This window comes from Streptomyces aurantiacus JA 4570 (assembly GCF_000414115.1).
Lineage (GTDB): Bacteria > Actinomycetota > Actinomycetes > Streptomycetales > Streptomycetaceae > Streptomyces > Streptomyces aurantiacus_A.
This window is the reverse complement of the sequence record NZ_AOPZ01000314.1, coordinates 1-22017: the sequence shown is the minus strand read 5'-3', so window position 1 is coordinate 22017 and position 22017 is coordinate 1. Positions and strand designations below refer to the sequence as shown.

19 protein-coding genes and 1 pseudogene are annotated in these 22017 nt (G+C 71.1%); 13 read left to right on the top strand and 7 right to left on the bottom strand.

The genetic code is table 11. The features are described from left to right. Positions 1–8: 8 nt before the first annotated feature. From STRAU_RS27390 to STRAU_RS27360, 7 genes are all read left to right on the top strand, one after another. A complete protein-coding gene (locus STRAU_RS27390) occupies positions 9–818 on the top strand; it encodes a cell division protein FtsQ/DivIB (RefSeq protein ID WP_016643653.1) in 810 nt (269 codons plus the stop codon). A gap of 275 nt (positions 819–1093) precedes the next feature. Further along, the gene (gene ftsZ / locus STRAU_RS27385; protein ID WP_016643652.1) at positions 1094–2320 is read left to right on the top strand and encodes a cell division protein FtsZ; all 1227 of its coding nucleotides are present in this window, start codon (positions 1094–1096) and stop codon (positions 2318–2320) included. A 26-nt stretch (positions 2321–2346) separates the two neighbouring features. Next, on the top strand, positions 2347–3057 hold the full coding sequence (pgeF, locus tag STRAU_RS27380) for a peptidoglycan editing factor PgeF (protein WP_016643651.1): 711 nt from the start codon (positions 2347–2349) through the stop codon (positions 3055–3057). 6 nt (positions 3058–3063) lie between these two features. Further along, positions 3064–3783 (top strand): YggS family pyridoxal phosphate-dependent enzyme, encoded by a 720-nt coding sequence (locus tag STRAU_RS27375; RefSeq protein ID WP_016643650.1) that lies wholly within the window; start codon positions 3064–3066, stop codon positions 3781–3783. A gap of 129 nt (positions 3784–3912) precedes the next feature. After that, complete coding sequence (locus STRAU_RS27370; RefSeq protein WP_016643649.1) at positions 3913–4560, top strand: cell division protein SepF; 648 nt, start codon at positions 3913–3915, stop codon at positions 4558–4560. An 80-nt stretch (positions 4561–4640) separates the two neighbouring features. Next, a complete protein-coding gene (locus tag STRAU_RS27365; RefSeq protein WP_037662249.1) occupies positions 4641–4925 on the top strand; it encodes a YggT family protein in 285 nt (94 codons plus the stop codon). A 46-nt stretch (positions 4926–4971) separates the two neighbouring features. After that, a complete protein-coding gene (locus STRAU_RS27360) occupies positions 4972–6075 on the top strand; it encodes a DivIVA domain-containing protein (protein ID WP_016643647.1) in 1104 nt (367 codons plus the stop codon). Between the two features lie 221 nt (positions 6076–6296). On the opposite strand, the gene ileS is transcribed toward STRAU_RS27360, so the two are convergent. Beyond that, on the bottom strand, positions 6297–9443 hold the full coding sequence (gene ileS / locus STRAU_RS27355; RefSeq protein ID WP_037662247.1) for an isoleucine--tRNA ligase: 3147 nt from the start codon (positions 9441–9443) through the stop codon (positions 6297–6299). Positions 9444–9801: 358 nt separating this feature from the next. Further along, a complete protein-coding gene (locus tag STRAU_RS27350; RefSeq protein WP_016643644.1) occupies positions 9802–9993 on the bottom strand; it encodes a DUF1059 domain-containing protein in 192 nt (63 codons plus the stop codon). Positions 9994–10297: 304 nt separating this feature from the next. Here STRAU_RS27350 and STRAU_RS27345 point away from each other — a divergent pair, with 304 nt between their 5' ends. The 5 genes from STRAU_RS27345 (at position 10298) to STRAU_RS27325 (ending at position 15780) form a co-directional block, all read left to right on the top strand. After that, entirely contained in the window at positions 10298–11899 is a 1602-nt protein-coding gene (locus STRAU_RS27345) for a TraR/DksA family transcriptional regulator (RefSeq protein ID WP_016643642.1), read from the top strand. Between the two features lie 78 nt (positions 11900–11977). Continuing rightward, positions 11978–12571, top strand: a complete 594-nt coding sequence (gene lspA, locus STRAU_RS27340) for a signal peptidase II (RefSeq protein ID WP_016643641.1) — start codon at positions 11978–11980, stop codon at positions 12569–12571. A gap of 71 nt (positions 12572–12642) precedes the next feature. Continuing rightward, the gene (locus STRAU_RS27335) at positions 12643–13584 is read left to right on the top strand and encodes an RluA family pseudouridine synthase (RefSeq protein ID WP_016643640.1); all 942 of its coding nucleotides are present in this window, start codon (positions 12643–12645) and stop codon (positions 13582–13584) included. After that, the gene (locus STRAU_RS27330; protein WP_016643639.1) at positions 13581–14054 is read left to right on the top strand and encodes a GNAT family N-acetyltransferase; all 474 of its coding nucleotides are present in this window, start codon (positions 13581–13583) and stop codon (positions 14052–14054) included. Before STRAU_RS27335 ends, STRAU_RS27330 begins: the two co-directional genes overlap by 4 nt. A gap of 139 nt (positions 14055–14193) precedes the next feature. After that, positions 14194–15780 (top strand): Na+/H+ antiporter, encoded by a 1587-nt coding sequence (locus STRAU_RS27325; RefSeq protein ID WP_016643638.1) that lies wholly within the window; start codon positions 14194–14196, stop codon positions 15778–15780. Between the two features lie 12 nt (positions 15781–15792). On the opposite strand, the gene STRAU_RS27320 is transcribed toward STRAU_RS27325, so the two are convergent. Next, the gene (locus STRAU_RS27320) at positions 15793–16884 is read right to left on the bottom strand and encodes a mechanosensitive ion channel family protein (protein WP_016643636.1); all 1092 of its coding nucleotides are present in this window, start codon (positions 16882–16884) and stop codon (positions 15793–15795) included. 48 nt (positions 16885–16932) lie between these two features. Between STRAU_RS27320 and STRAU_RS27315 the strand changes: the two genes are divergently transcribed. After that, a complete protein-coding gene (locus tag STRAU_RS27315; protein ID WP_016643637.1) occupies positions 16933–17502 on the top strand; it encodes a dienelactone hydrolase family protein in 570 nt (189 codons plus the stop codon). A 21-nt stretch (positions 17503–17523) separates the two neighbouring features. Here the strand turns inward: STRAU_RS27315 and STRAU_RS27310 are convergent, their stop codons facing one another. The 4 genes and pseudogenes from STRAU_RS27310 to STRAU_RS27295 form a co-directional block, all read right to left on the bottom strand. Then, on the bottom strand, positions 17524–19077 hold the full coding sequence (locus STRAU_RS27310) for a serine/threonine-protein kinase (RefSeq protein WP_016643635.1): 1554 nt from the start codon (positions 19075–19077) through the stop codon (positions 17524–17526). A gap of 53 nt (positions 19078–19130) precedes the next feature. Continuing rightward, a complete protein-coding gene (locus STRAU_RS27305; protein WP_052029306.1) occupies positions 19131–20801 on the bottom strand; it encodes an alkaline phosphatase D family protein in 1671 nt (556 codons plus the stop codon). A gap of 164 nt (positions 20802–20965) precedes the next feature. Continuing rightward, positions 20966–21784 (bottom strand): thioredoxin domain-containing protein, encoded by an 819-nt coding sequence (locus STRAU_RS27300; protein ID WP_016643633.1) that lies wholly within the window; start codon positions 21782–21784, stop codon positions 20966–20968. A 40-nt stretch (positions 21785–21824) separates the two neighbouring features. Beyond that, positions 21825–22017, bottom strand: a pseudogene (locus STRAU_RS27295) (hypothetical protein); the annotation flags it as partial.

Below are 22017 nucleotides of genomic sequence, written 5' to 3'. Positions count from 1 at the left end.
CAGGCACTGTGGCTGGAGGGGCCGGACCGAAGACCGCCGAACGGCGGGGGGCCGGGTCTGGGCCGTCCCGCCCGCCCCGCCCGCGCCCGCGCCGCCTGCGGCTGCCCCGGCCGCGCGTCCTGATCGTCCTGGCGGCCGCCCTCGCCGTACTCGTGGGGGGCGGCGCCTGGGTGGTCTACGGCTCGCCCTGGCTGCGGGCCGAGCAGGTGACGACCTCGGGGACGATGGCGCTCAAGCCGCGCGAAGTGCTCAAGGCCGCGGACGTTCCGCTCGGCGGACCACTGATTTCGGTCGACTCCGGTGCCATCGAGGACCGGCTTCTGAGAAAATTGCCCCGAATTGACTCGGTTGATGTCGTCCGCTCATGGCCCCACGAAATCGCACTGAAAGTGACCGAGCGCACTCCGGTCCTGGTCATGAAAAAGGGCGGAAAGTTCATCGAAGTGGACGTGAAGGGCGTCCGTTTCGCCACGGTCCAGAAGGCTCCGAAGGGCACCCCGCTGCTTGAAATGGCGACCGACCCGGACGGCGGTGCCGCCGCCAGCCTCCGCCGTTTCGACTCCACCCGGCTGCGCCGCGAGGCCGTGCGCGTGGTGGCCGCCCTGCCGGGCGCGGTGGCCGCGCAGACCCGGACCGTCAAGGTCCGTTCGTACGACTCCATCTCGCTGGAGTTGCGGGGCGAGCGCACGGTCATGTGGGGGAGCGGCGAGAAGGGGCGCGCAAAGGCCGAGGCGCTCACCGGGCTGATGAAAGCCGTTCCGAAGGCACGGCACTTCGACGTGAGCGTCCCCACCGCCCCTGCGTCATCAGCTAGTTGACGTACATCAGCGCAGGCCAGCACCCTGGATGGGCAGCCCCGCGCCTGATCACATAGGGTGAAAAGAAAAACGGGAGGTTCGGCGTGTTCGTTGAACGTGCGCCACTTGTCGACTTAGTGTCCTGTTCGGAAGAGTCCAGGGAACAGACACACTGGTAACCCTAAACTTCAGCGTTAGGGTTCGGGTCGGCGTTCGGACCGTCCCATTCGGCATCAGTCGGCGCCTCGCTCAAGCGCGAGACGACGACACGTAACTCGAGGCGAGAGGCCTTCGACGTGGCAGCACCGCAGAACTACCTCGCAGTCATCAAAGTCATCGGTGTCGGCGGCGGTGGTGTCAATGCCATCAACCGGATGATCGAGGTCGGTCTCAAGGGCGTCGAGTTCATCGCCATCAACACCGACGCGCAAGCCCTGTTGATGAGCGACGCCGACGTCAAGCTCGACGTGGGCCGTGAACTCACCCGCGGACTCGGCGCAGGAGCCAACCCGGCCGTCGGCCGCAAGGCGGCCGAGGACCACCGCGAGGAGATCGAGGAGGTCCTCAAGGGGGCCGACATGGTCTTCGTGACGGCCGGTGAGGGCGGCGGCACCGGCACGGGCGGCGCGCCCGTGGTCGCCAACATCGCGCGCTCGCTGGGCGCCCTGACGATCGGTGTGGTCACGCGACCGTTCACCTTCGAGGGCCGTCGCCGCGCGAACCAGGCGGAGGACGGCATCGCCGAGCTCCGCGAAGAGGTCGACACCCTCATCGTCATCCCCAACGACCGGCTCCTGTCCATCTCGGACCGCCAGGTCAGCGTGCTCGACGCCTTCAAGTCGGCCGACCAGGTGCTCCTCTCCGGTGTGCAGGGCATCACCGATCTCATCACCACGCCCGGCCTGATCAACCTCGACTTCGCCGATGTCAAGTCGGTCATGTCGGAGGCCGGTTCGGCACTCATGGGCATCGGCTCGGCCCGCGGCGACGACCGCGCGGTGGCCGCCGCCGAGATGGCGATCTCCTCGCCGCTCCTGGAGGCGTCCATCGACGGCGCCCGGGGCGTCCTGCTCTCCATCTCCGGCGGCTCCGACCTCGGCCTGTTCGAGATCAACGAAGCGGCCCAGCTGGTGAGCGAGGCGGCGCACCCCGAGGCGAACATCATCTTCGGCGCGGTCATCGACGACGCGCTCGGCGACGAGGTCAGGGTCACCGTCATCGCGGCGGGCTTCGACGGCGGCCAGCCGCCGTCCAAGCGGGACAACGTCCTCGGCTCGGCGTCCGGCAAGCGCGAGGAGCCCGCGGCCCCGGCCCGCCCGAGCGAACCGTCCCGCCCCGCCCCGGCCTTCGGCGGCCTCGGCAGCGTGACCGCGCGCGAGGACTCGGCCCCGGCCGAGAAGCCCGAGCCGGCCCCGGCGAGCGAGCCCCCGGCCACGCCGGCGACGCCGCCGCAGGTCCCCTCGACCCGTCTGCACCAGGACAGCCAGGCCGAAGAGCTGGACGTGCCGGATTTCCTGAAGTGATAGACCAGCGCTCCGCGACGAGCACCGTGAGCGGCGCCCACTTCGCCTTCACCGACCGGTGGGGCGGGGTGAGCGCCGTTCCGTACGAAGAGCTCAACCTCGGCGGCGCGGTCGGCGACGACTCCGAAGCCGTACGGCACAACCGCGAGTTGGCCGCGAAGAACCTCGGCATCGACGCCGCGCGCGTGGTCTGGATGAAGCAGGTGCACGGCCGCGACGTCGCCGTGGTCGACGGGCCGTGGGATGTCGACGAGGACATCCCCGCCGTCGACGCGGTCGTCACCGCCCGGCGCGGGCTCGCCCTCGCCGTCCTCACCGCCGACTGCACTCCGGTGCTGCTCGCCGACCCGGACGCGGGCGTGGCCGCGGCCGCGCACGCGGGCCGGCCCGGCATGGTGGCCGGGGTGGTGCCCGCGGCCGTCGAGGCCATGGTGCGCCTCGGCGCCCGGCCGGAGCGGATCGTGGCCCGCACCGGGCCCGCCGTCTGCGGCCGCTGTTACGAAGTACCCGCGGACATGCGCGCCGACGTCGCCGCCGTGGAACCCGCGGCGTACGCCGAGACGAGCTGGGGCACTCCCGCGGTCGATGTGACCGCCGGGGTGCACGCCCAGCTCGACCGGCTCGGGGTGTGTGACCGGGAGCAGTCGCCGGTGTGCACGCTGGAGTCGGGCGACCACTTCTCGTACCGCCGCGACCGCACGACCGGTCGGCTCGCGGGCTATGTCTGGCTGGACTGATGGGGCATGACGGACCGTAAGGCGGAACTCGCCGCAAATCTGGCGAAAGTGGAAGAGCGCATCGCGGCGGCCTGTGCCGCCGCGGGTCGCAAGCGCGAAGAAGTGACCCTGATCGTGGTCACCAAGACCTACCCCGCGAGCGATGTGCGGTTTCTCTCGGAACTCGGCGTGCGCGACGTCGCCGAGAACCGTGACCAGGACGCGGCGCCGAAGGCCGCGGAGTGCTCGGATCTGCCCCTCGGTTGGCACTTCGTGGGCCAGTTGCAGACCAACAAGGTGCGCTCCGTGGTCGGTTACGCGGACGTGGTGCAGTCGGTCGACCGGCCGAAGCTGGTCAGCGCCCTGTCGGCGGCCGCCGTGCGCGCCGGGCGCGAGGTCGGCTGCCTGCTCCAGGTCGCGCTGGACGCGGGAGTCGGCGGCCGTGGCGACCGGGGTGGCGTAGGGCCGGACGGGATCGAAGAGTTGGCGGGTCTCGTGGCCGACGCTCCCGGGCTGCGGCTCGACGGTCTGATGACGGTCGCGCCGCTCACCGGGGAGTTCGCGGGACGGCAACAGGCGGCGTTCGAGCGGCTGATGGATTTGTCGACTGCCATGCGCGTGGCCCATCCGGCTGCGAACATGGTGTCGGCAGGGATGAGTGCGGACCTCGAACAGGCCGTGGCGGCCGGTGCGACACATGTGCGCGTCGGTACGGCGGTACTCGGAGTCCGACGCGGGCTCGGGTAACGTCGCCAGGAAGTCGGACCACAGCAGAAAATATGGTCATTCCCGCAGTTCGGCGGGGATGCCTCGTGGATCGCGGGCAGTTGATGACGACGGACCTCTCGATCCACCACAGAGCGGAGGACTCAGAGCATGGCCGGCGCGATGCGCAAGATGGCGGTCTACCTCGGCCTCGTGGAGGACGACGGTTACGACGGTCGGGGATTCGACCCCGATGACGATTTCGAGCCCGAGCCGGAGCCCGAGCGCGACCGCCGGCGGCACGAACCGCCCCACCAGTCGCACCAGTCCCACTTGTCGGGCCGGGACTTGGATCGGGACGAATCGGTACGAGTGGTGCAGCCGCCGGCGCCTCGCGACCCGGCGCCTCGCGCCGCTTCACTTCCCGCTGAATCGGGACGTCCGGCGCGAATCGCCCCCGTGGCATCCATCACACCTGAACGCCAGAGCCTGGAGAAGAACGCACCGGTGATCATGCCCAAGGTCGTGTCCGAGCGTGAGCCCTACCGCATCACCACACTCCACCCCCGGACCTACAACGAAGCCCGTACCATCGGGGAACACTTCCGCGAAGGCACCCCGGTGATCATGAACTTGACGGAGATGGACGACACGGATGCGAAGCGACTTGTCGACTTTGCCGCCGGTCTCGTCTTCGGTCTGCATGGCAGTATCGAGCGAGTGACGCAGAAGGTGTTCCTGTTGTCGCCTGCTAACGTCGATGTCACGGCGGAGGACAAGGCCCGCATCGCAGAGGGCGGGTTCTTCAACCAGAGCTGAGACGCAAGTGCAGTAGACGACAGTTACCGGACCGAACAGCACGGACTCGACTGAGAAGTAGGGGAGAGGGAAACCCGGACATGGGCGTGGTCTTGCAAGTGATCTACATCGCGCTGATGTGTTTCCTCATCGTGCTGATCTTCCGACTGGTCATGGACTACGTCTTCCAGTTCGCCCGCTCGTGGCAACCCGGCAAGGCGATGGTGGTCGTTCTGGAGGCCACCTACACTGTCACCGATCCACCGCTCAAGCTTCTGCGGCGGGTCATTCCGCCGCTGCGTCTCGGGGGCGTGGCGCTCGACCTGTCCTTCTTCGTACTGATGATCATCGTCTACATCCTGATCACCGTCGTGAGCGGCTTGTGAACGATACGGTCTTGCCGAATGCCGACGACTACGTTGAGGTGAAGAGATGCCGTTGACCCCCGAGGACGTGCGGAACAAGCAGTTCACGACCGTCCGCCTCCGAGAAGGCTATGACGAGGACGAGGTCGATGCCTTCCTCGATGAGGTCGAAGCCGAACTGACCCGCCTGCTCCGCGAGAACGAGGACCTGCGCGCCAAGCTGGCCGCCGCCACGCGTGCCGCCGCGCAGAACCAGCAGCAGGGCGGTATGCGCAAGGGCCCCGGCGGTCCGGGTGGCCCCGAGGGGCCGCAGGACCAGCGCGGTCCGGGCGCTCCCGTGCCCGCCGCAATATCGGGTCCGCAGCCGGTGCCGCCGCAGCAGCAGCACCCGATGGGCGGACCGCCGCAGCTTCCGGGCGGTGCTCCGCAGCTTCCCGCGGGCCCCAGTGGGCACGGCCCGCAGGGTGGTCCGCAGGGTCCCGGCCCGATGGGTCAGGGCCCGATGGGCGGCCCCATGGGCGGTCCCATGGGCGGCCATGGACCGCAGATGCCCCAGCCCGGTCAGGGCCCCGGTGGCGACAGCGCTGCCCGCGTGCTCTCCCTTGCCCAGCAGACCGCCGACCAGGCGATCGCGGAGGCCCGTTCCGAGGCCAACAAGATCGTCGGCGAGGCCCGTTCGCGTGCCGAGGGCCTGGAGCGGGACGCCCGTGCCAAGGCCGACGCCCTGGAGCGGGACGCGCAGGAGAAGCACCGTGTCGCGATGGGCTCCCTGGAGTCCGCCCGCGCCACGCTGGAGCGCAAGGTCGAGGACCTGCGCGGCTTCGAGCGCGAGTACCGCACGCGTCTGAAGTCCTACCTGGAGTCGCAGCTGCGTCAGCTGGAGACCCAGGCCGACGACTCGCTGGCCCCGCCGCGGACCCCGGCGACCGCCTCCCTTCCGCCGTCCCCGGCGCCTTCCATGGCCTCGGCCGGCGCTGGTGCCCCGTCCTACGGCGGCAACCAGTCGATGGGTGGCAACCAGTCGCAGGGCGCTCCGTCCTACGGCAGTCAGCAGCAGATGTCGCCCGCGATGACGCAGCCGATGGCGCCGGTGCGGCCGCAGGGGCAGCAGCCCATGCAGCAGGCTCCCTCGCCGATGCGCGGCTTCCTCATCGACGAGGACGACAACTGACGGGCGTCACCACGCCATAGGCGTCGGCAGCCGTAAAGGGCGGAGCCCCCGGATTTCCGGGGGCTCCGCCCTTTTGTCGTGTTTGTCGCGCACGAAGCGCGGCCGGCGCGCGGACGGCGCTGCAGAAACGTTCAGTTGTGCCTGTGCACGCAACGCCGAAGGCCCGGTCCCGCCAAGATTCTTTGGCGGGACCGGGCCTCCGGGCTCCCGGGCGGGGGGAGTTACGCCTTGCGCAGGCGGAACGTGAGGGACAGGGTCGGGTCCTCGAACGGGGTGCCGTACGTGTCGTCCGCCTCGCCGGAGGCGAAGTCCGTGGCCAGGACCTCGTCCGCGATGAGGGCCGCGTGGTCGGTCAGGGCCGTGCTCACCGCCGGGTCGGTGGACGTCCAGCGCAGGGCGATGCGGTCCGCGACGTCCAGGCCGCTGTTCTTGCGGGCCTCCTGGATCAGGCGGATCGCGTCACGGGCCAGGCCCGCGCGGCGCAGCTCGTCCGTGAGCTCCAGGTCGAGGGCGACCGTGGCGCCGGAGTCGGACGCCACCGACCAGCCCTCCCGCGGGGTTTCGGTGATGATGACCTCGTCCGGGGCCAGCGTCACCGTCTCGCCGTCGACCTCCACCGACGCCGTGCCCTCGCGCAGGGCGAGGGACAGCGCGGCCGCGTCGGCCTCCGCGACGGCCTTGGCCACCGCCTGGACGCCCTTGCCGAACCGCTTGCCCAGGGCACGGAAATTGGCCTTGGCGGTGGTGTCGACCAGGGAGCCGCCGACCTCGGAGAGCGACGCCAGGGAGGAGACGTTCAGCTCCTCGGTGATCTGGGCGCGCAGCTCGGCGTCGAGCGTCTCGAACTCGGCGGCCGCGACCAGCGCGCGGGACAGCGGCTGCCGGGTCTTGACGCCGGACTCGGCGCGCGAGGCACGGCCCAGCTCGACGAGGCGGCGCACGAGCACCATCTGCTTCGACAGCTCGGGGTCGATCGCCGTCAGGTCCGCCTCCGGCCAGGACGCCAGGTGCACGGACTCCGGGGCGTCCGGCGTGACCGGCACGACCAGGTCCTGCCAGACGCGCTCGGTGATGAACGGCGTCAGCGGGGCCATCAGGCGCGTGACCGTCTCGACGACCTCGTGCAGCGTGCGCAGCGCGGCCGCGTCGCCCTGCCAGAAGCGGCGCCGCGAGCGGCGTACGTACCAGTTGGAGAGGTTGTCGACGAAGCCGGACAGGAGCTTGCCCGCGCGCTGGGTGTCGTAGGCGTCCAGGGCCCCTGTCACCTGGTCGGTGAGGGCGTGCAGCTCGCTGAGCAGCCAGCGGTCGAGCAGCGGGCGGTCGGCCGGCGCCGGGTCGGTGTCCGAGGGGGCCCACTTCGACGTACGGGCGTAGAGCGCCTGGAAGGCGACCGTGTTCCAGTACGTCAGGAGGGTCTTGCGGACGACTTCCTGGATGGTGCCGTGGCCCACGCGGCGGGCCGCCCACGGGGAGCCGCCGGCCGCCATGAACCAGCGGACCGCGTCGGCGCCGTGCTGGTCCATGAGCGGGATCGGCTGCAGGATGTTGCCCAGGTGCTTGGACATCTTCCGGCCGTCCTCGGCGAGGATGTGGCCGAGGCAGACGACGTTCTCGTACGACGACTTGTCGAAGACCAGGGTGCCGACGGCCATCAGCGTGTAGAACCAGCCGCGGGTCTGGTCGATGGCCTCGCTGATGAACTGCGCGGGGTAGCGGGACTCGAACAGTTCCTTGTTCTTGTACGGGTATCCCCACTGCGCGAACGGCATCGAGCCCGAGTCGTACCAGGCGTCGATGACCTCCGGCACGCGCACCGCTTCGCGGGAGCAGCCCTCGTGGGTGCAGGTGAAGGTGACGTCGTCGATGAACGGGCGGTGCGGGTCGAGGCCCGACTGGTCGGTGCCGGTCAGGTCGCTGAGCTCCCGGCGGGAGCCGACGCAGGTGAGGTGGTTCTCCTCGCAGCGCCAGATGGGCAGCGGGGTGCCCCAGTAGCGGTTGCGGGACAGCGCCCAGTCGACGTTGTTCGTCAGCCAGTCGCCGAAGCGGCCGTGCTTGACCGAGTCCGGGAACCAGTTGGTCTTCTCGTTCTCCTCCAGGAGCCGGTCCTTGACGGCCGTGGTGCGGATGTACCAGGACGGCTGCGCGTAGTAGAGGAGCGCGGTGTGGCAGCGCCAGCAGTGCGGGTAGCTGTGCTCGTACGCGATGTGCTTGAAGAGCAGGCCGCGGTCCCCGAGGTCCTTGGTGAGGGCCTCGTCCGCCTTCTTGAAGAAGACACCGCCCACGAGCGGTACGTCCTCTTCGAAGGTGCCGTCGGGGCGGACCGGGTTCACGACCGGCAGGCCGTACGAACGGCAGACCTTGAGGTCGTCCTCACCGAAGGCGGGGGACTGGTGGACCAGACCGGTGCCGTCCTCGGTGGTCACGTAGTCGGCGTTGACCACGAAGTGCGCCGGGGCGGGGAAGTCGACCAGCTCGAAGGGGCGCTGGTACGTCCAGCGCTCCATCTCGGCGCCGGTGAAGGTCTGGCCGGTGGCCTCCCAGCCCTCGCCGAGGGCCTTCTCCAGGAGGGGCTGGGCGACGACCAGCTTCTCCTTGCCGTCGGTGGCCACTACGTAGGTGACGTCCGGGTGCGCGGCGACGGCCGTGTTGGACACCAGCGTCCACGGGGTGGTCGTCCACACCAGGAGGGCGGCCTCGCCCGCGAGGGGGCCGCCGGTCAGCGGGAAGCGGACGTAGACGGACGGGTCGACGACCGTCTCGTAGCCCTGCGCCAGCTCGTGGTCGGACAGGCCCGTGCCGCAGCGGGGGCACCAGGGGGCGACGCGGTGGTCCTGGACGAGGAGGCCCTTGTTGAAGATCTCCTTCAGGGACCACCAGACCGATTCGATGTACTCGGGGTTCATCGTGCGGTAGGCGCCGTCGAGGTCGGTCCAGTAGCCCATGCGGGTCGTGAGCTCGGCGAAGGCGTCGGTGTGCCGGGTCACCGACTCGCGGCACTTGGCGTTGAACTCGGCGATGCCGTACGCCTCGATGTCCTTCTTGCCGTTGAAGCCGAGCTCCTTCTCGACGGCGAGCTCGACGGGCAGGCCGTGGCAGTCCCAGCCGGCCTTGCGGGCGACGTGGTAGCCGCGCATGGTGCGGAAGCGCGGGAAGACGTCCTTGAAGACGCGGGCCTCGATGTGGTGCGCGCCGGGCATGCCGTTGGCCGTGGGCGGGCCCTCGTAGAACACCCACTCGGGGCGGCCCTCGGACTGCTCCAGGCTCTTGGCGAAGATCTTCTGCTCGCGCCAGAAGTCGAGCACGGCGTGCTCGAGGGCAGGCAGGTCGACCTGGGCCGGCACCTGGCGGTACTGCGGGGGCGGTGTCATGTTCGCGCTTCCTCCGGCGGACGTTCTTCCCTTCCGTCGGAGGGACGAGAGGCTGCGCTGCTGCGCTCCCGCGGTACCACCCTCCTTGGCCCTCCTGGTGCGCTCGGCGCCCTGGAAGGCCCCCTCATTGGGGTCGCGATGCCGGGTCTACTCGCCGCGTCCGCCCCGGCTCGGGGAGGCTGCGGCCTTCTTCCGGCGGCTCCGGGGTGATCTTCACGTCGCGCTCGCCCCCGGGCTCACACCGTCCCCGGGTCGCTCATGGCTGCGTACGCCGCTACTCGTCCCCATCCACGCTTCTCGCTCCGGCCAGTGTACGGGGCGGGGCGGGCGGGGCCGACCGGATATTCGGGCACTCGTCTCAGGCGTGCTGGGGGACTTCGTCCCTGAGGGAGTCGCGGACCATCTTCCGCAGCTCCGGGCTGTCCGTGTGGCCGTGGACGGACACGGCGTGCTCGCTGGCGGCGCGGACCACTTCTTCCTCTTCGCCGGAGATGGCGAGCGTGCAGTGGGTCTCGCTCGGGAATTCCCGGCAGTCGGCTGTCTTGCGCATGATGCACCTCCTCGCTCTTGTTCTCAGTTTATGTCCCGATTTAGCCGGAAAACAGGCTCCCGCCCGATAGCGCCGGGGCGGCGAAGACTGACCCGAATGGCGACCTGTGCAGTGGCCGGATCCTGGCCCGGTGCGCCGGGCGGATTACCCGGCGGGGAGCTGGGCACAACGCATGCAGGCTCGCCGTGCGGCCCTGGGGGGTGGGCGAATCGGGCGGCGTGCCCCGTTGCCGCGGGCCTGGAGTCGATTTATCGTCCCAGCACGATTCGCGTGCAAGATCACAATATGTGAAGGGGCCGCGGCCATGGTGGCGAAGAAGACCGCCGTACAGCAGTCGGCGTCGAGCAGATCCACGGGCGCCGGGGCCGCGGGGGCGGCCGGGGGAGCGGGGGGTGAGGTGCCGCGCGCCGTCCAGGCCCCGGTGGGGGGCGCTGGGGCCGCGAAGAGGGTGGTGGCCACCGCGGCGGCCACCAAGAAGGTGGTCTCGGCGAAGACCGCCGAGGGGGGCGGCACGGGGAGGACCACTGCCCCGAAGGGGGCGGCGAACGACGGGGTGGCGGGCGGGAAGTCGGCCAGTGGCAAGGCGGCGGCCGACAAGAGGTCCTCTGCGAAGGCGGCGGCGAAGAAGACGTCTACGAAGACCTCGTCTACGAAGGCCGCTTCTACGAAGACCGCGTCCACCAAGGCGGCCGCCAAGGAGACGGCCACGAAGGTTGCCTCCGCCAAAGGGGCCCCCAAGGAGGACGCCCCGCCGCAGGCGGCCACTAAGAAGGCAGCTGCCAAGAAGGCCGCTACCGAGAGGACGGCCGCGGAGAAAGCGGCCGCCAAGAAGGCATCCGCCAAGAAGGTCGCCACCCAGGACGCGGCTGCCAAGAAGGCGCCCGTCGAGCCGCCAGCGGCCAAGAAGACAGGCGCCAAGAAGACCGTCGCCAAGAGGGCAGGCGCGGAGAAGTCGACCGCCGACAAGGCAGGCGCCAAGACGGCCGCCAAGAAGACGGCCGCCAAGAAGACGGCCGCCGACAAGGCGGGTGCCAAGGAAGCCGCCGCTGAGAGGGCGGGCGCCGACAAGGCAAGCGCCAAGGAAACAGCCGCCAAGAAGGCGACCGCCGAGAAGGCAGCCGCCAAGAAGGCGACCGCCGAGAAGGCAGCCGCCGACAAGGCGGGTGCCAAGGAAGCCGCCGCCGACAAGGCAGGCGTCAAGGAAGCCGCTGCCGAGAAGGCGACCGCCGAGAAGTCGACTGCCGAGAAGGCGGGCGCCGAGAAAGCCGGCGTCGGCAAGGAGGAGGCGGGCGGCGGGGTGGGTGCGTCCAAGAGGGCGACGGGTGCCGCCAAGGGCCCAGGGGCCAGAAAACGTACGGCCAAGAAATCGACCGCGTCCGCGGTCGAGGGTGCGGCTCAGGCCGCGGAGACGACGGGAGCCACGACGGTGGTTGCGAAGAAGACTCCGGGCACGGCGACAGCGGCGAAGAAGGCCGGCGCGGTGCCCAAGGCGCGGGCCTCGGCCGCGCCCGGCGAGCTCGCGGTGCGACCGGGCGAGGATCCGTGGACCCCGGAAGAGGTCGCCGAGGCGCGTACCGAGCTGATGTCCGAGGCGCTGCGCCTGCGTACCGAGATCCAGGCGTCCGAGGACTCGCTCGCCGGCCTGATGCGGGACTCCGGGGACGGCGCGGGCGACGACCAGGCCGACACCGGCACCAAGAACATCACCCGGGAGCACGAGATGGCGCTCGCCGCGAACGCCCGGGAGATGCTGGAGCAGACCGAGCGCGCCCTGGAGCGCCTCGACGCGGGGACGTACGGACTCTGCGAGAACTGCGGCAACCCCATCGGCAAGGCGCGCATGCAGGCGTTCCCCCGCGCCACCCTGTGCGTCGAGTGCAAGCAGAAGCAGGAACGGCGCTACTGAGCGTGGCCTGCGCGTCCTGGTCCGTACGCGTGTGCCGTACCCTCGTCCCCAGTCAGGTACCTAGGTTGAGGGACTCACGTGGCAGAGGCGGAGCGCATCATCGGTACGCCGGACATCCCTGAGGCGGCGGAGGGCGGCGAACCGTCCGAGGAGGGGCAGCGGTCCGAGGGCGAGCCGAAGCCCGAGGGGCGGCGCAAGATCGCCGTGCTGTTCGGAGTGGCCCTCTTCGCGTACGCGCTCGATCTGATCAGCAAGATGATCGTGGTCGCCAAGCTGGAGCACCAGGAGCCGATCGACGTGGTCGGCGACCTGCTGCGCTTCAACGCGATCCGCAACGCGGGCGCCGCGTTCGGCTTCGGCGAGGCGTACACCATCATCTTCACGGTGATCGCCGCGGCCGTGATCGTGGTGATCGCCCGGCTCGCCCGCAAGCTGTACAGCCTGCCCTGGGCGATCGCGCTGGGCCTGCTGCTCGGCGGCGCGCTCGGCAACCTCACCGACCGGATCTTCCGCTCGCCCGGCCTCTTCAAGGGCGCGGTGGTCGACTTCATCGCGCCGAAGAACTTCGCGGTGTTCAACCTCGCGGACTCCGCGATCGTCTGCGGCGGCATCCTGATCGTGCTGCTCTCCTTCCGCGGGCTCGACCCGGACGGCACCGTCCACAAGGACTGACGGCCGGGTCGGGAGGGGCCGAGTGCGGCCTTCGGTACGGCGGTGTCGTACCCCTCCTGCATACTCGTGGGGTGAGCACGATTCCCGAGATCCGTACCCTGCCCGTACCGGACGGCCTGGAGGGCGAGCGCGTAGACGCCGCCATCTCGCGCATGTTCGGTTTCTCCCGTACGAAGGCCGCCGAGCTCGCGGCCGCAGGCAAGGTGCTGGTCGACGGCGCGGTGGCCGGCAAGTCCGAGCGCGTGCACGGCGGGGCCTGGCTGGAGGTGGAGATGCCGCAGGCGCCCGCCCCGGTGCAGATCGTCGCCGAGCCCGTCGAGGGCATGGAGATCGTGCACGACGACGAGGACATCGTCGTGATCGTCAAGCCCGTCGGCGTCGCCGCGCACCCCAGCCCCGGCTGGACCGGCACGACCGTGATCGGCGGCCTCGCCGCCGCCGGCTATCGCGTCTCGACGTCCGGCGCCGCCGAGCGCCAGGGCATCGTGCACCGCCTCGACGTGGGCACCTCCGGCCTGATGGTGGTCGCCAAGTCGGAGCGGGCGTACACCTCCCTGAAGCGCCAGTTCAAGGAACGCACGGTCGACAAGCGGTACAACGCGCTGGTCCAGGGCCACCCGGACCCCATGAGCGGCACGATCGACGCCCCCATCGGCCGCCACCCGAACCACGACTACAAGTGGGCGGTCACCGCCGAGGGCAAGCCCTCCGTCACGCACTACGACCTGGTGGAAGCCTTCCGTTCCGCCTCCCTGCTCGACATCAAGCTGGAGACCGGCCGCACCCACCAGATCCGCGTGCACATGGCGGCCCACCGCCACCCCTGCGTGGGCGACCTGACGTACGGCGCCGATCCCACGCTCGCCAAGCGCCTCGGCCTCACCCGCCAGTGGCTGCACGCGGTGCGGCTCGGCTTCGAGCACCCCGGCGACGGCCAGTGGGTGGAGTACGAGAGCGGCTACCCCGACGATCTCCAGCTCGCCCTCGACCGGGTGCGCGCGGAGAGCGCGTGAGCGCGGTCGCCTGCCGGGTCGCGGCGGGCCAGGCGGACCTGGACGCCTGCTTCGCCGTGCGCAAGGAGGTCTTCGTCGCCGAACAGGGCGTGCCCGAGGACCTGGAGTACGACGAGTACGACGGCGTGGCCGTGCATGTGCTCGCGGTGCGCGCCGACGAGGGCGCCCCGGTGGGCACGGGACGGCTGCTCACGGGTGCCGCGGCCGCCGTGAAGAACGGCGACGCGGATCCTGGCGTGGGCGCCCTGGGACGCCTCGCCGTGCTGCGGTCCGCCCGCGGGCTCGGCGTCGGCGCCCGGCTCGTCGCGGCCATCGAGGACGCCGCCCGCGAGCGCGGGCTGCACGCGGTCGACCTGCACGCGCAGACGCACGCGCTGGGGTTCTACGAGCGGCTTGGCTACGAGGCGTACGGGGCGGAGTTCCTCGACGCGGGGATCCCGCACCTGGCCATGCGCAAGGCGCTGCGCTAGCCACAGCGGGTACGGCGGGTCGTAGCGGGTTCGGCGGTCGCAGACGGTCGCCGGAAGTCGCGTTTGGCTTGTTTCGGGTGGGTGCGTGGCAAGGTTGAGGTGCTGATCTTCCTCGCATCCGACCGCCGGAGGGCACCCCGTGGATCAACTGGCGCTGCTGCTCGTGCTGTTGCTGGGAGCCCTGGTCACCGTGCCGTTGGGGGACCGGATCGGGCTGCCCGCGCCGGTGCTGATGACGCTGTTCGGGGGCGTCCTCGCCTTCCTGCGGTTCGTGCCGAACGTCGACATCCCGCCCGACCTGATCCTCCCGCTGGTCCTGCCGCCGCTGCTGTACGCGTCCGTGCAGCGCACGTCCTGGCGGCAGTTCACCGCCAACATCCGGCCGATCCTGCTGCTCGCCGTGGCGCTGGTGTTCGTGACCACGGCGGCCGTCGCGGCCGTCGCGAACGCCGTCGTGCCGGGGCTCCCGCTCGCCGCCGCCGTCGTCCTCGGCGCGCTCGTCGCCCCGCCGGACCCGGTGGCCGCGACCGCCGTCGCCGGTTCGCTCGGCCTGCCCCGCCGCCTGGTGTCGATCCTGGAGGGCGAGGGCCTGTTCAACGACGTCACCGCGATCGTGCTGTACCACGTGGCCATTGCCGCCGCCGTCAGCGGCACCTTCTCCTGGCCCGTGGCCGCCGGCCAGCTCGTGCTCTCCGCCGTGGTCGCCGTCGCCGTCGGTCTCGTACTCGGCTGGCTCTCCAACAAGCTGATGAGCCTGCTCGCCGACGCCACCCTGCAGACCGGCCTGACGCTGCTCGTGCCGTTCGTCGCGTACGTACTCGCCGAGGAGCTGATGGGCTCCGGCGTCCTCGCCGTCCTGACCACCGCGCTCTACCTCGCGGAGAACGCCACCGACGCGGACGACGTGCTCGGCCGGATCACCGGGCAGTCCTTCTGGGAGATCGTCGACACGCTCGTCACCGGTGTCGCCTTCGGGCTCATCGGCCTCGAACTGCACAACGTCTTCGGCACGGCCGACGGGCGCGAGTGGCAGATGGTCGGCTGGGGCGCCGTAGTCGTCGCGGTGGTCGTCGGCGCCCGGCTGCTGTGGCTGCTGCCCGCCACCTGGCTCGCCAAGCGGCTGCACAAGCTCCGCGACTACGACGAGGAGATCCCGACGACCTGGCGCGAGACGGTCGTCATGTGGTGGTCCGGCATGCGCGGTGTGGCGTCGGTCGCGCTGGCGCTCGCCATTCCGCTGAAGACGGACGACGGAGCGCCGTTCCCCGCCCGGGACGAGATCATCTTCATCGCCTTCTGCGTGATCATCGCGACCCTCATCGCGCAGGGCCTCACCCTGCCGTGGCTGGTCAAGCGGCTCGGCGTGCGCGCGGACACCGACGCCGAGCGGGCCCTGGAGCGCGAGCTGGCCGTGCGCGCCGCCAAGGCCGCCAAGGCGCGGCTCAAGGAGATCGAGGAGGTCGAGGAACTGCCCGAGGAAGTCGCCGAGCGGCTGCTGCGCGGCGCCTTCGACATCGGCGCGCGGATCAGCCCGGACATCGTGGACGACGAGCGGCGCGAGCGGTACAGCAAGCGGGTGGACCGGTTCAAGGCGGTCCAGCGCATCCAGCGCGAGATGATGTCGGCTGCGCGCCACGAAGTCCTCGCCGCACGCAGTGAACCCGGCTACGACCCGGAGATCGTGGACCGGGTGCTGCACCATCTCGACGTACGCAGTCTGCGCTGAGGCACCATGCCCTCAGCCCCGCCCCGTGCGCGGCACGTGTGGTGTCACCGGATGTGGGTGGTGGCCGTCCGGTGGCTCCACCGCCCAGGCCGTGTTGACCCGCGGCAGCGCGTACGGATGGTGCTCGGTCAGCCAGGCGACGAGCTGCTCGCGGACCGTGACGCGCACCGTCCAGATGTCGTCGGCGTCCTTGGCGGTCGCCAGGGCGCGCACCTGGATGGTGTTCGGCGTGGTGTCCGTGACGGCGAGGCCCCAGTCGCGGCCGTCCCAGGCGGCGCAGTCGCGCAGGACCTCGTGCAGCTTCTCGCGCATCGCCGCTATGGGGGCCGTGTGGTCGAGGTGGAGGAACACGATGCCCGTCATCTGGGCGCCGCCGCGGGACCAGTTCTCGAACGGCTTCGACGTGAAGTACGACACCGGCATGGTGATCCGGCGCTCGTCCCAGGTCCGCACCGTCAGGAACGTCAGGGTGATCTCGTCGACGACGCCCCACTCGCCGTCCACCACCACCGTGTCCCCGATCCGCACCATGTCGCCGAAGGCGATCTGCAGCCCCGCGAAGAGGTTGCCGAGCGTGGACTGCGCGGCCACGCCCGCGACGATGCCGAGGACGCCCGCCGACGCCAGCAGCGACGTCCCGGCGGCCTGCATGGCGGGGAAGGTGAGCAGCATCGCGCCGGCGGCGACCACGCCGACGATCGCCGCGACCACGCGCTGGATCAGCGTGACCTGGGTCCGCACGCGCCGGACCCGGGCCGGGTCGCGGTGCGCGGAGGCGTAGCGCGAGTAGGAGGACTCCACCACGGCGGCCGAGACCCGCACCGCGAGCCAGGCCACCGAGCCGATGAGCACGAGCGTGAGCGTTCTGCCGACGCCCACGGAGTGGTCCTCGGCGATCTTCGCCTGTATGTAGGAGCCCCTCAGCAGGGCCGTGCACATGACCAGTTGCAGCGGAAGCCGACAGCGGCGCAGCAGCCCCCACAGCGGCTGCTCGGGCTGTCGGGCGTCGGCGCGGCGCAGCACCCAGTCGGCCAGCCAGCCGACCGCAAGCGTGAGCACGACCGAGCCGCCGATCACGATCAACGGACGCAGTACGTTCTCCATGCCCCCGAGGGTAGGTGCCCCCCGGAGGGGAAATGGCACGATGGCCCCATGAACATCATGCTTTTCCATTCGACGTACGGGCTGCGGCCCGCGGTCCGCGCGGCGGCCGACCGCCTGCGCGCGGCCGGGCACGAGGTGTGGACCCCGGACCTGTTCGACGGCCGCACCTTCGAGAGCGTCGAGGAAGGGCTGGCCTTCAAGGACGGGCTCGGCAACGACGAGCTGCTCAAGCGCGCCGTCCTTGCGGCCGCGCCCTACTCCGAGCGGGGCCTGGTGTACGCGGGCTTCTCGCTCGGCGCCGCCACCGCGCAGACCCTCGCCCTCGGCGACGAGAAGGCGCGCGGCCTGCTCCTCCTGCACGGCACGTCGGACATCGCGGAGAACGCCTCCGTGGACGAGCTGCCGGTGCAGCTGCACGTCGCCGAGCCCGACCCGTTCGAGACGGACGACTGGCTCAGCGCCTGGTATCTGCGGATGGGGCGCGCGGGCGCCGACGTGGAGGTCTACCGGTACGCGGGCGCCGGGCACCTGTACACCGACCCGGACCTCGACGACTACGACGCCGAGGCGGCGGAGGCGACGTGGCGTACGGCGCTGGGCTTCCTCGACTCGCTGTAGGACGGCCATGACCCGCCGCGGTCACGGGCGGGTGCAGCGCCCCGCCGGGCTGCTCACGGGCGGCTTGCACTGCAGGGCGTAGTCGCCGCCGTTGTCGCTGAGATAGCGGCCCACGCACGAGTTGCCCGAGGTCCGGCCGCGCTCGGCGCAGAACCGCAGCGCCGCGCGCCCGTCGGCGAACGGCCCCGGGGCGTAGAACACCCAGAAGCCCGGCCGCAGCGAGGCGTAGTCGTCGCTGCGCAGGTACTGCGCCTCCGGTATCTGCTTCCGCACGGCCGCGAGCCTGCGGTCGCGGGTCGCGGCGGACGAGGTGCCCGGCTCGGAGTGCAGCTGGGCGATCCAGCGGCCGGACGCGGGCGGCGGCGCCGGGGTGGCGGACGCCGGGGGTGTGCTGCGGGACGGGGGCGCACTTCTCGTGGGGCTCGTGGCGGCGGTCGCGGAAGGGGCCTTGGAGGCGGTCTTCGTAGGCGTACGGCTCGCTGAAGGCCCCGCGCCGGTGGTGGTCTCCCCGCCTGCCTTGCCGTCCTGACCGGACCCGTCCCGCAGCGCGAGGACCAGCGCCGCCGTCGCGACCAGCGCGAGCACGACCGAGACGGCCGCGACCACCACGGGTGTACGTCTGCGTGGCTCGGGGTGCGCCGGCCCGGCGTACGCCGTCGGCACGGGCGGTGTCTGTGCGAGAGGCGGCGGGGGAGGCACCGGGCGTGCCGCCGTCTCGGTGGGCTGCCACTCGATCCCGTCCGCCACGGCCGCGAGCATCGCGTCCAGCCGTGCCGCGTCGGGCCGCCGCTGCGGATCCCGTACGAGCAGCGCCTCGAGGGCCGGCGCCAGCGGACCGGAGCGCACCGGCGGCGGCACCGGCTCGTCGAGCACCGCGGCCAGCGTGGCCAGGGTCGTCGCGCGGCGCAGCGGACTCACGCCCTCCACGGCGACGTAGAGGACCAGGCCCAGGGACCACAGGTCGGCGGCCGGGCCCTCGCCGGTGCCCCGGACGCGCTCCGGCGCGATGTACTCGGGGGAGCCGATCAGGTCGCCGGTGGCGGTGAGCTGCGTGGAACCCTGGACCGCGGCGATGCCGAAGTCCGTGAGGACGGCGGGCGGGACGCCGTCGGGGCGGTCCGGGGACGGCTCGCGAAGGAGCACGTTGGCGGGCTTGATGTCGCGGTGCAGGACGCCCGCGGCGTGGGCGGCGCGCAGCGCCGAGAGCAGCTCCCGGCCCAGGCGCGCCGCCTCCCGCGGCGGCAGCGTGCGCTGCTCCAGGAGGTCCTGGAGGGTGCGGCCCGGGAGCAGCTCCATCACCAGCCACGGATGCGGCTCCATATCGACGATGTGGTGAATCGTCACGACATGGGGGTGATTGACGCGGGCAAGCGCCCGGGCCTCGCGCAGCACCCGCTCCCGCAGCACCCGCGAGGCGTCACCGGTCGACTCCGGCCCCGGAGGCCGGACTTCCTTCAGTGCCACCTCGCGGTGCAGCACGGTGTCGCGCGCCCGCCACACCGTGCCCATGCCTCCGCTGCCGAGCCGCTCCAGCAGCTCGAAGCGCCCGTCGAGTACGTCCCCCTGGTCGCTCATGGGCGACAGAGTAGGGGGTCGGCGGGCGCCTGTCGGCCCCGTTCACGGGCCTTTCAGCGCACCGGCGCGTGCACCCGCTCCACCTTCTGCGTGCCGGTGAGGGTGCGGTACGAACGCGCCCACGACGAGGTCGCCTTCGGGTCCGCGCGGTCGGAGATCGCGTAGTAGTCCATCTGCGAGCGCTCGGCCGTGACGTCCAGGACGCCGTACCCGTGGGAGTCCATGTCCAGCCACTTCACATGGCGGTTGGCGGCCTTGATCGCGGCGACGCCGACCAGGGACAGGGTGTGCGGCGCGACGTTCAGGAAGTCGTCGACGTTGTCGGACGTCACGGACGTGACGACGAACTCCGTGGCCGCGGACGGCGACGCCGGGTACGTGGCGGCCTTCACCGGCACGTCGTTGGCCCACGCCATGTGGATGTCGCCGGTCAGGAAGACGGTGTTGCGGATGCCGTTGTCCCGCAGGTGCCCGATGAGTTCCTTGCGGTCGTGGGTGTAGCCGTCCCACTGGTCGGTGTTGATCGCCAGGCCGCCCTTGGGCAGGCCGAGCAGCTCCGCGAGGGGCTCCAGGAGGTACGCGGGCAGCGAGCCGAACGCGACCGGGGAGATCATCACCGACGTGCCGACCAGCTTCCACGCCGCGTCCGACCCGGCAAGTCCCGCCTTCAGCCAGTCGAGTTGGGCGCGGCCCGTGAGCGTGCGGTCCGGCGAGTCGACGTCGCCGCTGCCCACACCGGCCTGCTTCGAGCGGAACGAGCGCAGGTCGAGCAGGTGCAGGTCGGCCAGCTTGCCGAAGCGCAGCCGGCGGTAGACGGTGCCCTCGGTGGCCGGGCGCACCGGCATCCACTCGAAGTAGGCCTGCTTGGCGGCGGCCACCCGCGCGGACCAGGGGCCCTCGGTCTCCGGGGTGTGGTTCTCCGCGCCGCCCGACCAGGCGTCGTTGGCGACCTCGTGGTCGTCCCAGATCGCGATCACCGGGTGCGTGCCGTGCATCGCCTGCGCGTCGGCGTCGGTCTTGTGGACGCCGTGCCGGACCCGGTAGTCGGCGAGGGTGAGGATCTCGTGCCTAGGCTGGTGTTCGCGTACGACGTCGCCGGAGGACGCGAAGCCGCCGGACGCGTACTCGTACAGGTAGTCGCCGAGGTGCAGCACCGCGTCGAGTTCGGTGCGGGCGGCGAGATGGCGGTACGCGGAGAAGTACCCGGCCTCCCAGTTGGAGCACGACACGACGCCGAAGCGGACGCCGGGCGCGGAAGCCTCGTGGGCGGGGGTGGTGCGGGTGCGGCCGACGGGGGAGTGCACCGAACCGTCGCCTACGGAGAAGCGGTAGTAATAGGTGGTCGCCTGGCGCAGGCCCCTTACATCGGCCTTGACCGTGTGGTCGCTCGCGGCCTTCGCGGTGGTCGAGCCGCTGCCCACGACCTTGCTGAAGCCCTTGTCCTCGGATATCTCCCACCGCACCTCTGTGTCCGGCCCCTTGCCGGATCCGGGTATGGCGTCGGGCGTCGGTGTGATCCGCGTCCACAGCAGGACGCCGTCGGGCAGCGGGTCACCGGAGGCGACGCCGTGCAGGAAGGCGGGGCCCGTGGCGGCCCGGGCCAGGGGAGCCGCCGCGAGCGGGGCGGCGAGGGCGGCGGTGGCGGCCGCGACCTTGACGACGGTGCGGCGGCGCGGCGTGAGCGAGCTGTCCGGGGCGACCGGGGCGGGCGTGGTGCCCGGCAGTCTCGCGGGATCGCTCGGCGGAGTACTCCGCGACGTATGAGAGTTGTCTCTTCGACTGGTCACGAACGAACTTTACTGACCAGTAAAGGCGAAGAGCGGGCGACTACGAAAAGTTCGCCCGCTCTTCCGCTGCGTGCCGCCAGGGCACGCGCGTTGACGGTGGCTCAGCCCTTGAGGGCCTCGTCCACCGCCTTGTTGTAGTCCGCGACCGTCATCGGCGCGTTCTTGCCGTCGGAGCCCTTGAGCTGCTTGCCGTCCATGACGAAGGCCGGGGTGCCCTCCACGCCGTCCTTGTCGTCCTGGAACGCCTGCCCCATCGCCAGGGCCCAGCGGTCGTAAGTGCCGTCCTTGACGGCCTTCTTGAAGGACGCGTTCTTCTTCAGCTCGGGCACCTGGTCGGCCACCTTGAGCAGGTACGCGTCGTCCTTGAACTTGTCGTCCTGCTCGCTCGGGTGGTTCTCGGCCGAGAACAGCGCCTTCTTGTAGGCGAGGAAGGCGTCCGGGCTGACGTTCAGGGCGGCACCGAGCGCGCTCATCCCGTTGCGGGAGCCCTCGCCGGGGATGTTCCGGTCGAGGAACGTGGCGCCGACGAACTGGATCTTGTACTTGCCGTCCTTGAGGTCCTTCTCGACCGTCGGGCCGACGCTTTGCTCGAAGCTCGCGCAGATCGGGCAGCGCGGGTCCTCGTAGACCTTCAGGGTCTTCTTGGCGCTGTCCTTGCCGATGACGACGGTCGTGCCGTCCTTGCCCGCGGTGTTCGCGGGCTTGACCAGCTTCTTGTCCTTGGCCTCGTCCCAGTAGCCGGGCTTGTTGCTCTGCATGACGGCGTAGGAGACGCCGCCCGCGAGGGCCAGGACGCCGACGATGGACGCGCCGACGATGACGGACCGCTTGCGCTTCTCGCGCCGCCGCTCGGCCTCCTGCTGGGCGCGGATCCGCTCGCGGGCGGCCTGCTTCGCGGCCTGGCTGTTGCGCTTGCTCATGATTCTTCTCCGTGGGTGCGGCAGGTGGAAAGTGCTGTGCTCAGGCGGGAACGGCCGAGCACGGCGGTCCACGCCGTCCCACGAAGTGCACGAGCAGCCGCGACCGCGCCGCGGGAGTCCGCCGGACGGGCCGCGGCAGCCGGCGCGCGGGGGCGATCCGGGCGCTCACCACGGCGACGGCGATGAGCAGCGGCCGGAAGGTGGCGGCCGCCGTGGCGCGCAGCAGGGCGGCG

Excerpts from the sequence above, each read along its gene's own strand:
- STRAU_RS27375 (WP_016643650.1), top strand. The coding sequence starts at position 3,064 with ATGACGGACCGTAAGGCGGAACTCGCCGCAAATCTGGCGAAAGTGGAA.
- STRAU_RS27370 (WP_016643649.1), top strand. The coding sequence starts at position 3,913 with ATGGCCGGCGCGATGCGCAAGATGGCGGTCTACCTCGGCCTCGTGGAG.
- STRAU_RS27365 (WP_037662249.1), top strand. The coding sequence starts at position 4,641 with ATGGGCGTGGTCTTGCAAGTGATCTACATCGCGCTGATGTGTTTCCTC.
- STRAU_RS27360 (WP_016643647.1), top strand. The coding sequence starts at position 4,972 with ATGCCGTTGACCCCCGAGGACGTGCGGAACAAGCAGTTCACGACCGTC.
- ileS (WP_037662247.1), bottom strand. The coding sequence starts at position 9,443 with ATGACACCGCCCCCGCAGTACCGCCAGGTGCCGGCCCAGGTCGACCTG.
- STRAU_RS27350 (WP_016643644.1), bottom strand. The coding sequence starts at position 9,993 with ATGCGCAAGACAGCCGACTGCCGGGAATTCCCGAGCGAGACCCACTGC.
- STRAU_RS27345 (WP_016643642.1), top strand. The coding sequence starts at position 10,298 with ATGGTGGCGAAGAAGACCGCCGTACAGCAGTCGGCGTCGAGCAGATCC.
- STRAU_RS27320 (WP_016643636.1), bottom strand. The coding sequence starts at position 16,884 with ATGGAGAACGTACTGCGTCCGTTGATCGTGATCGGCGGCTCGGTCGTG.
- STRAU_RS27315 (WP_016643637.1), top strand. The coding sequence starts at position 16,933 with ATGAACATCATGCTTTTCCATTCGACGTACGGGCTGCGGCCCGCGGTC.
- STRAU_RS27310 (WP_016643635.1), bottom strand. The coding sequence starts at position 19,077 with ATGAGCGACCAGGGGGACGTACTCGACGGGCGCTTCGAGCTGCTGGAG.
- STRAU_RS27300 (WP_016643633.1), bottom strand. The coding sequence starts at position 21,784 with ATGAGCAAGCGCAACAGCCAGGCCGCGAAGCAGGCCGCCCGCGAGCGG.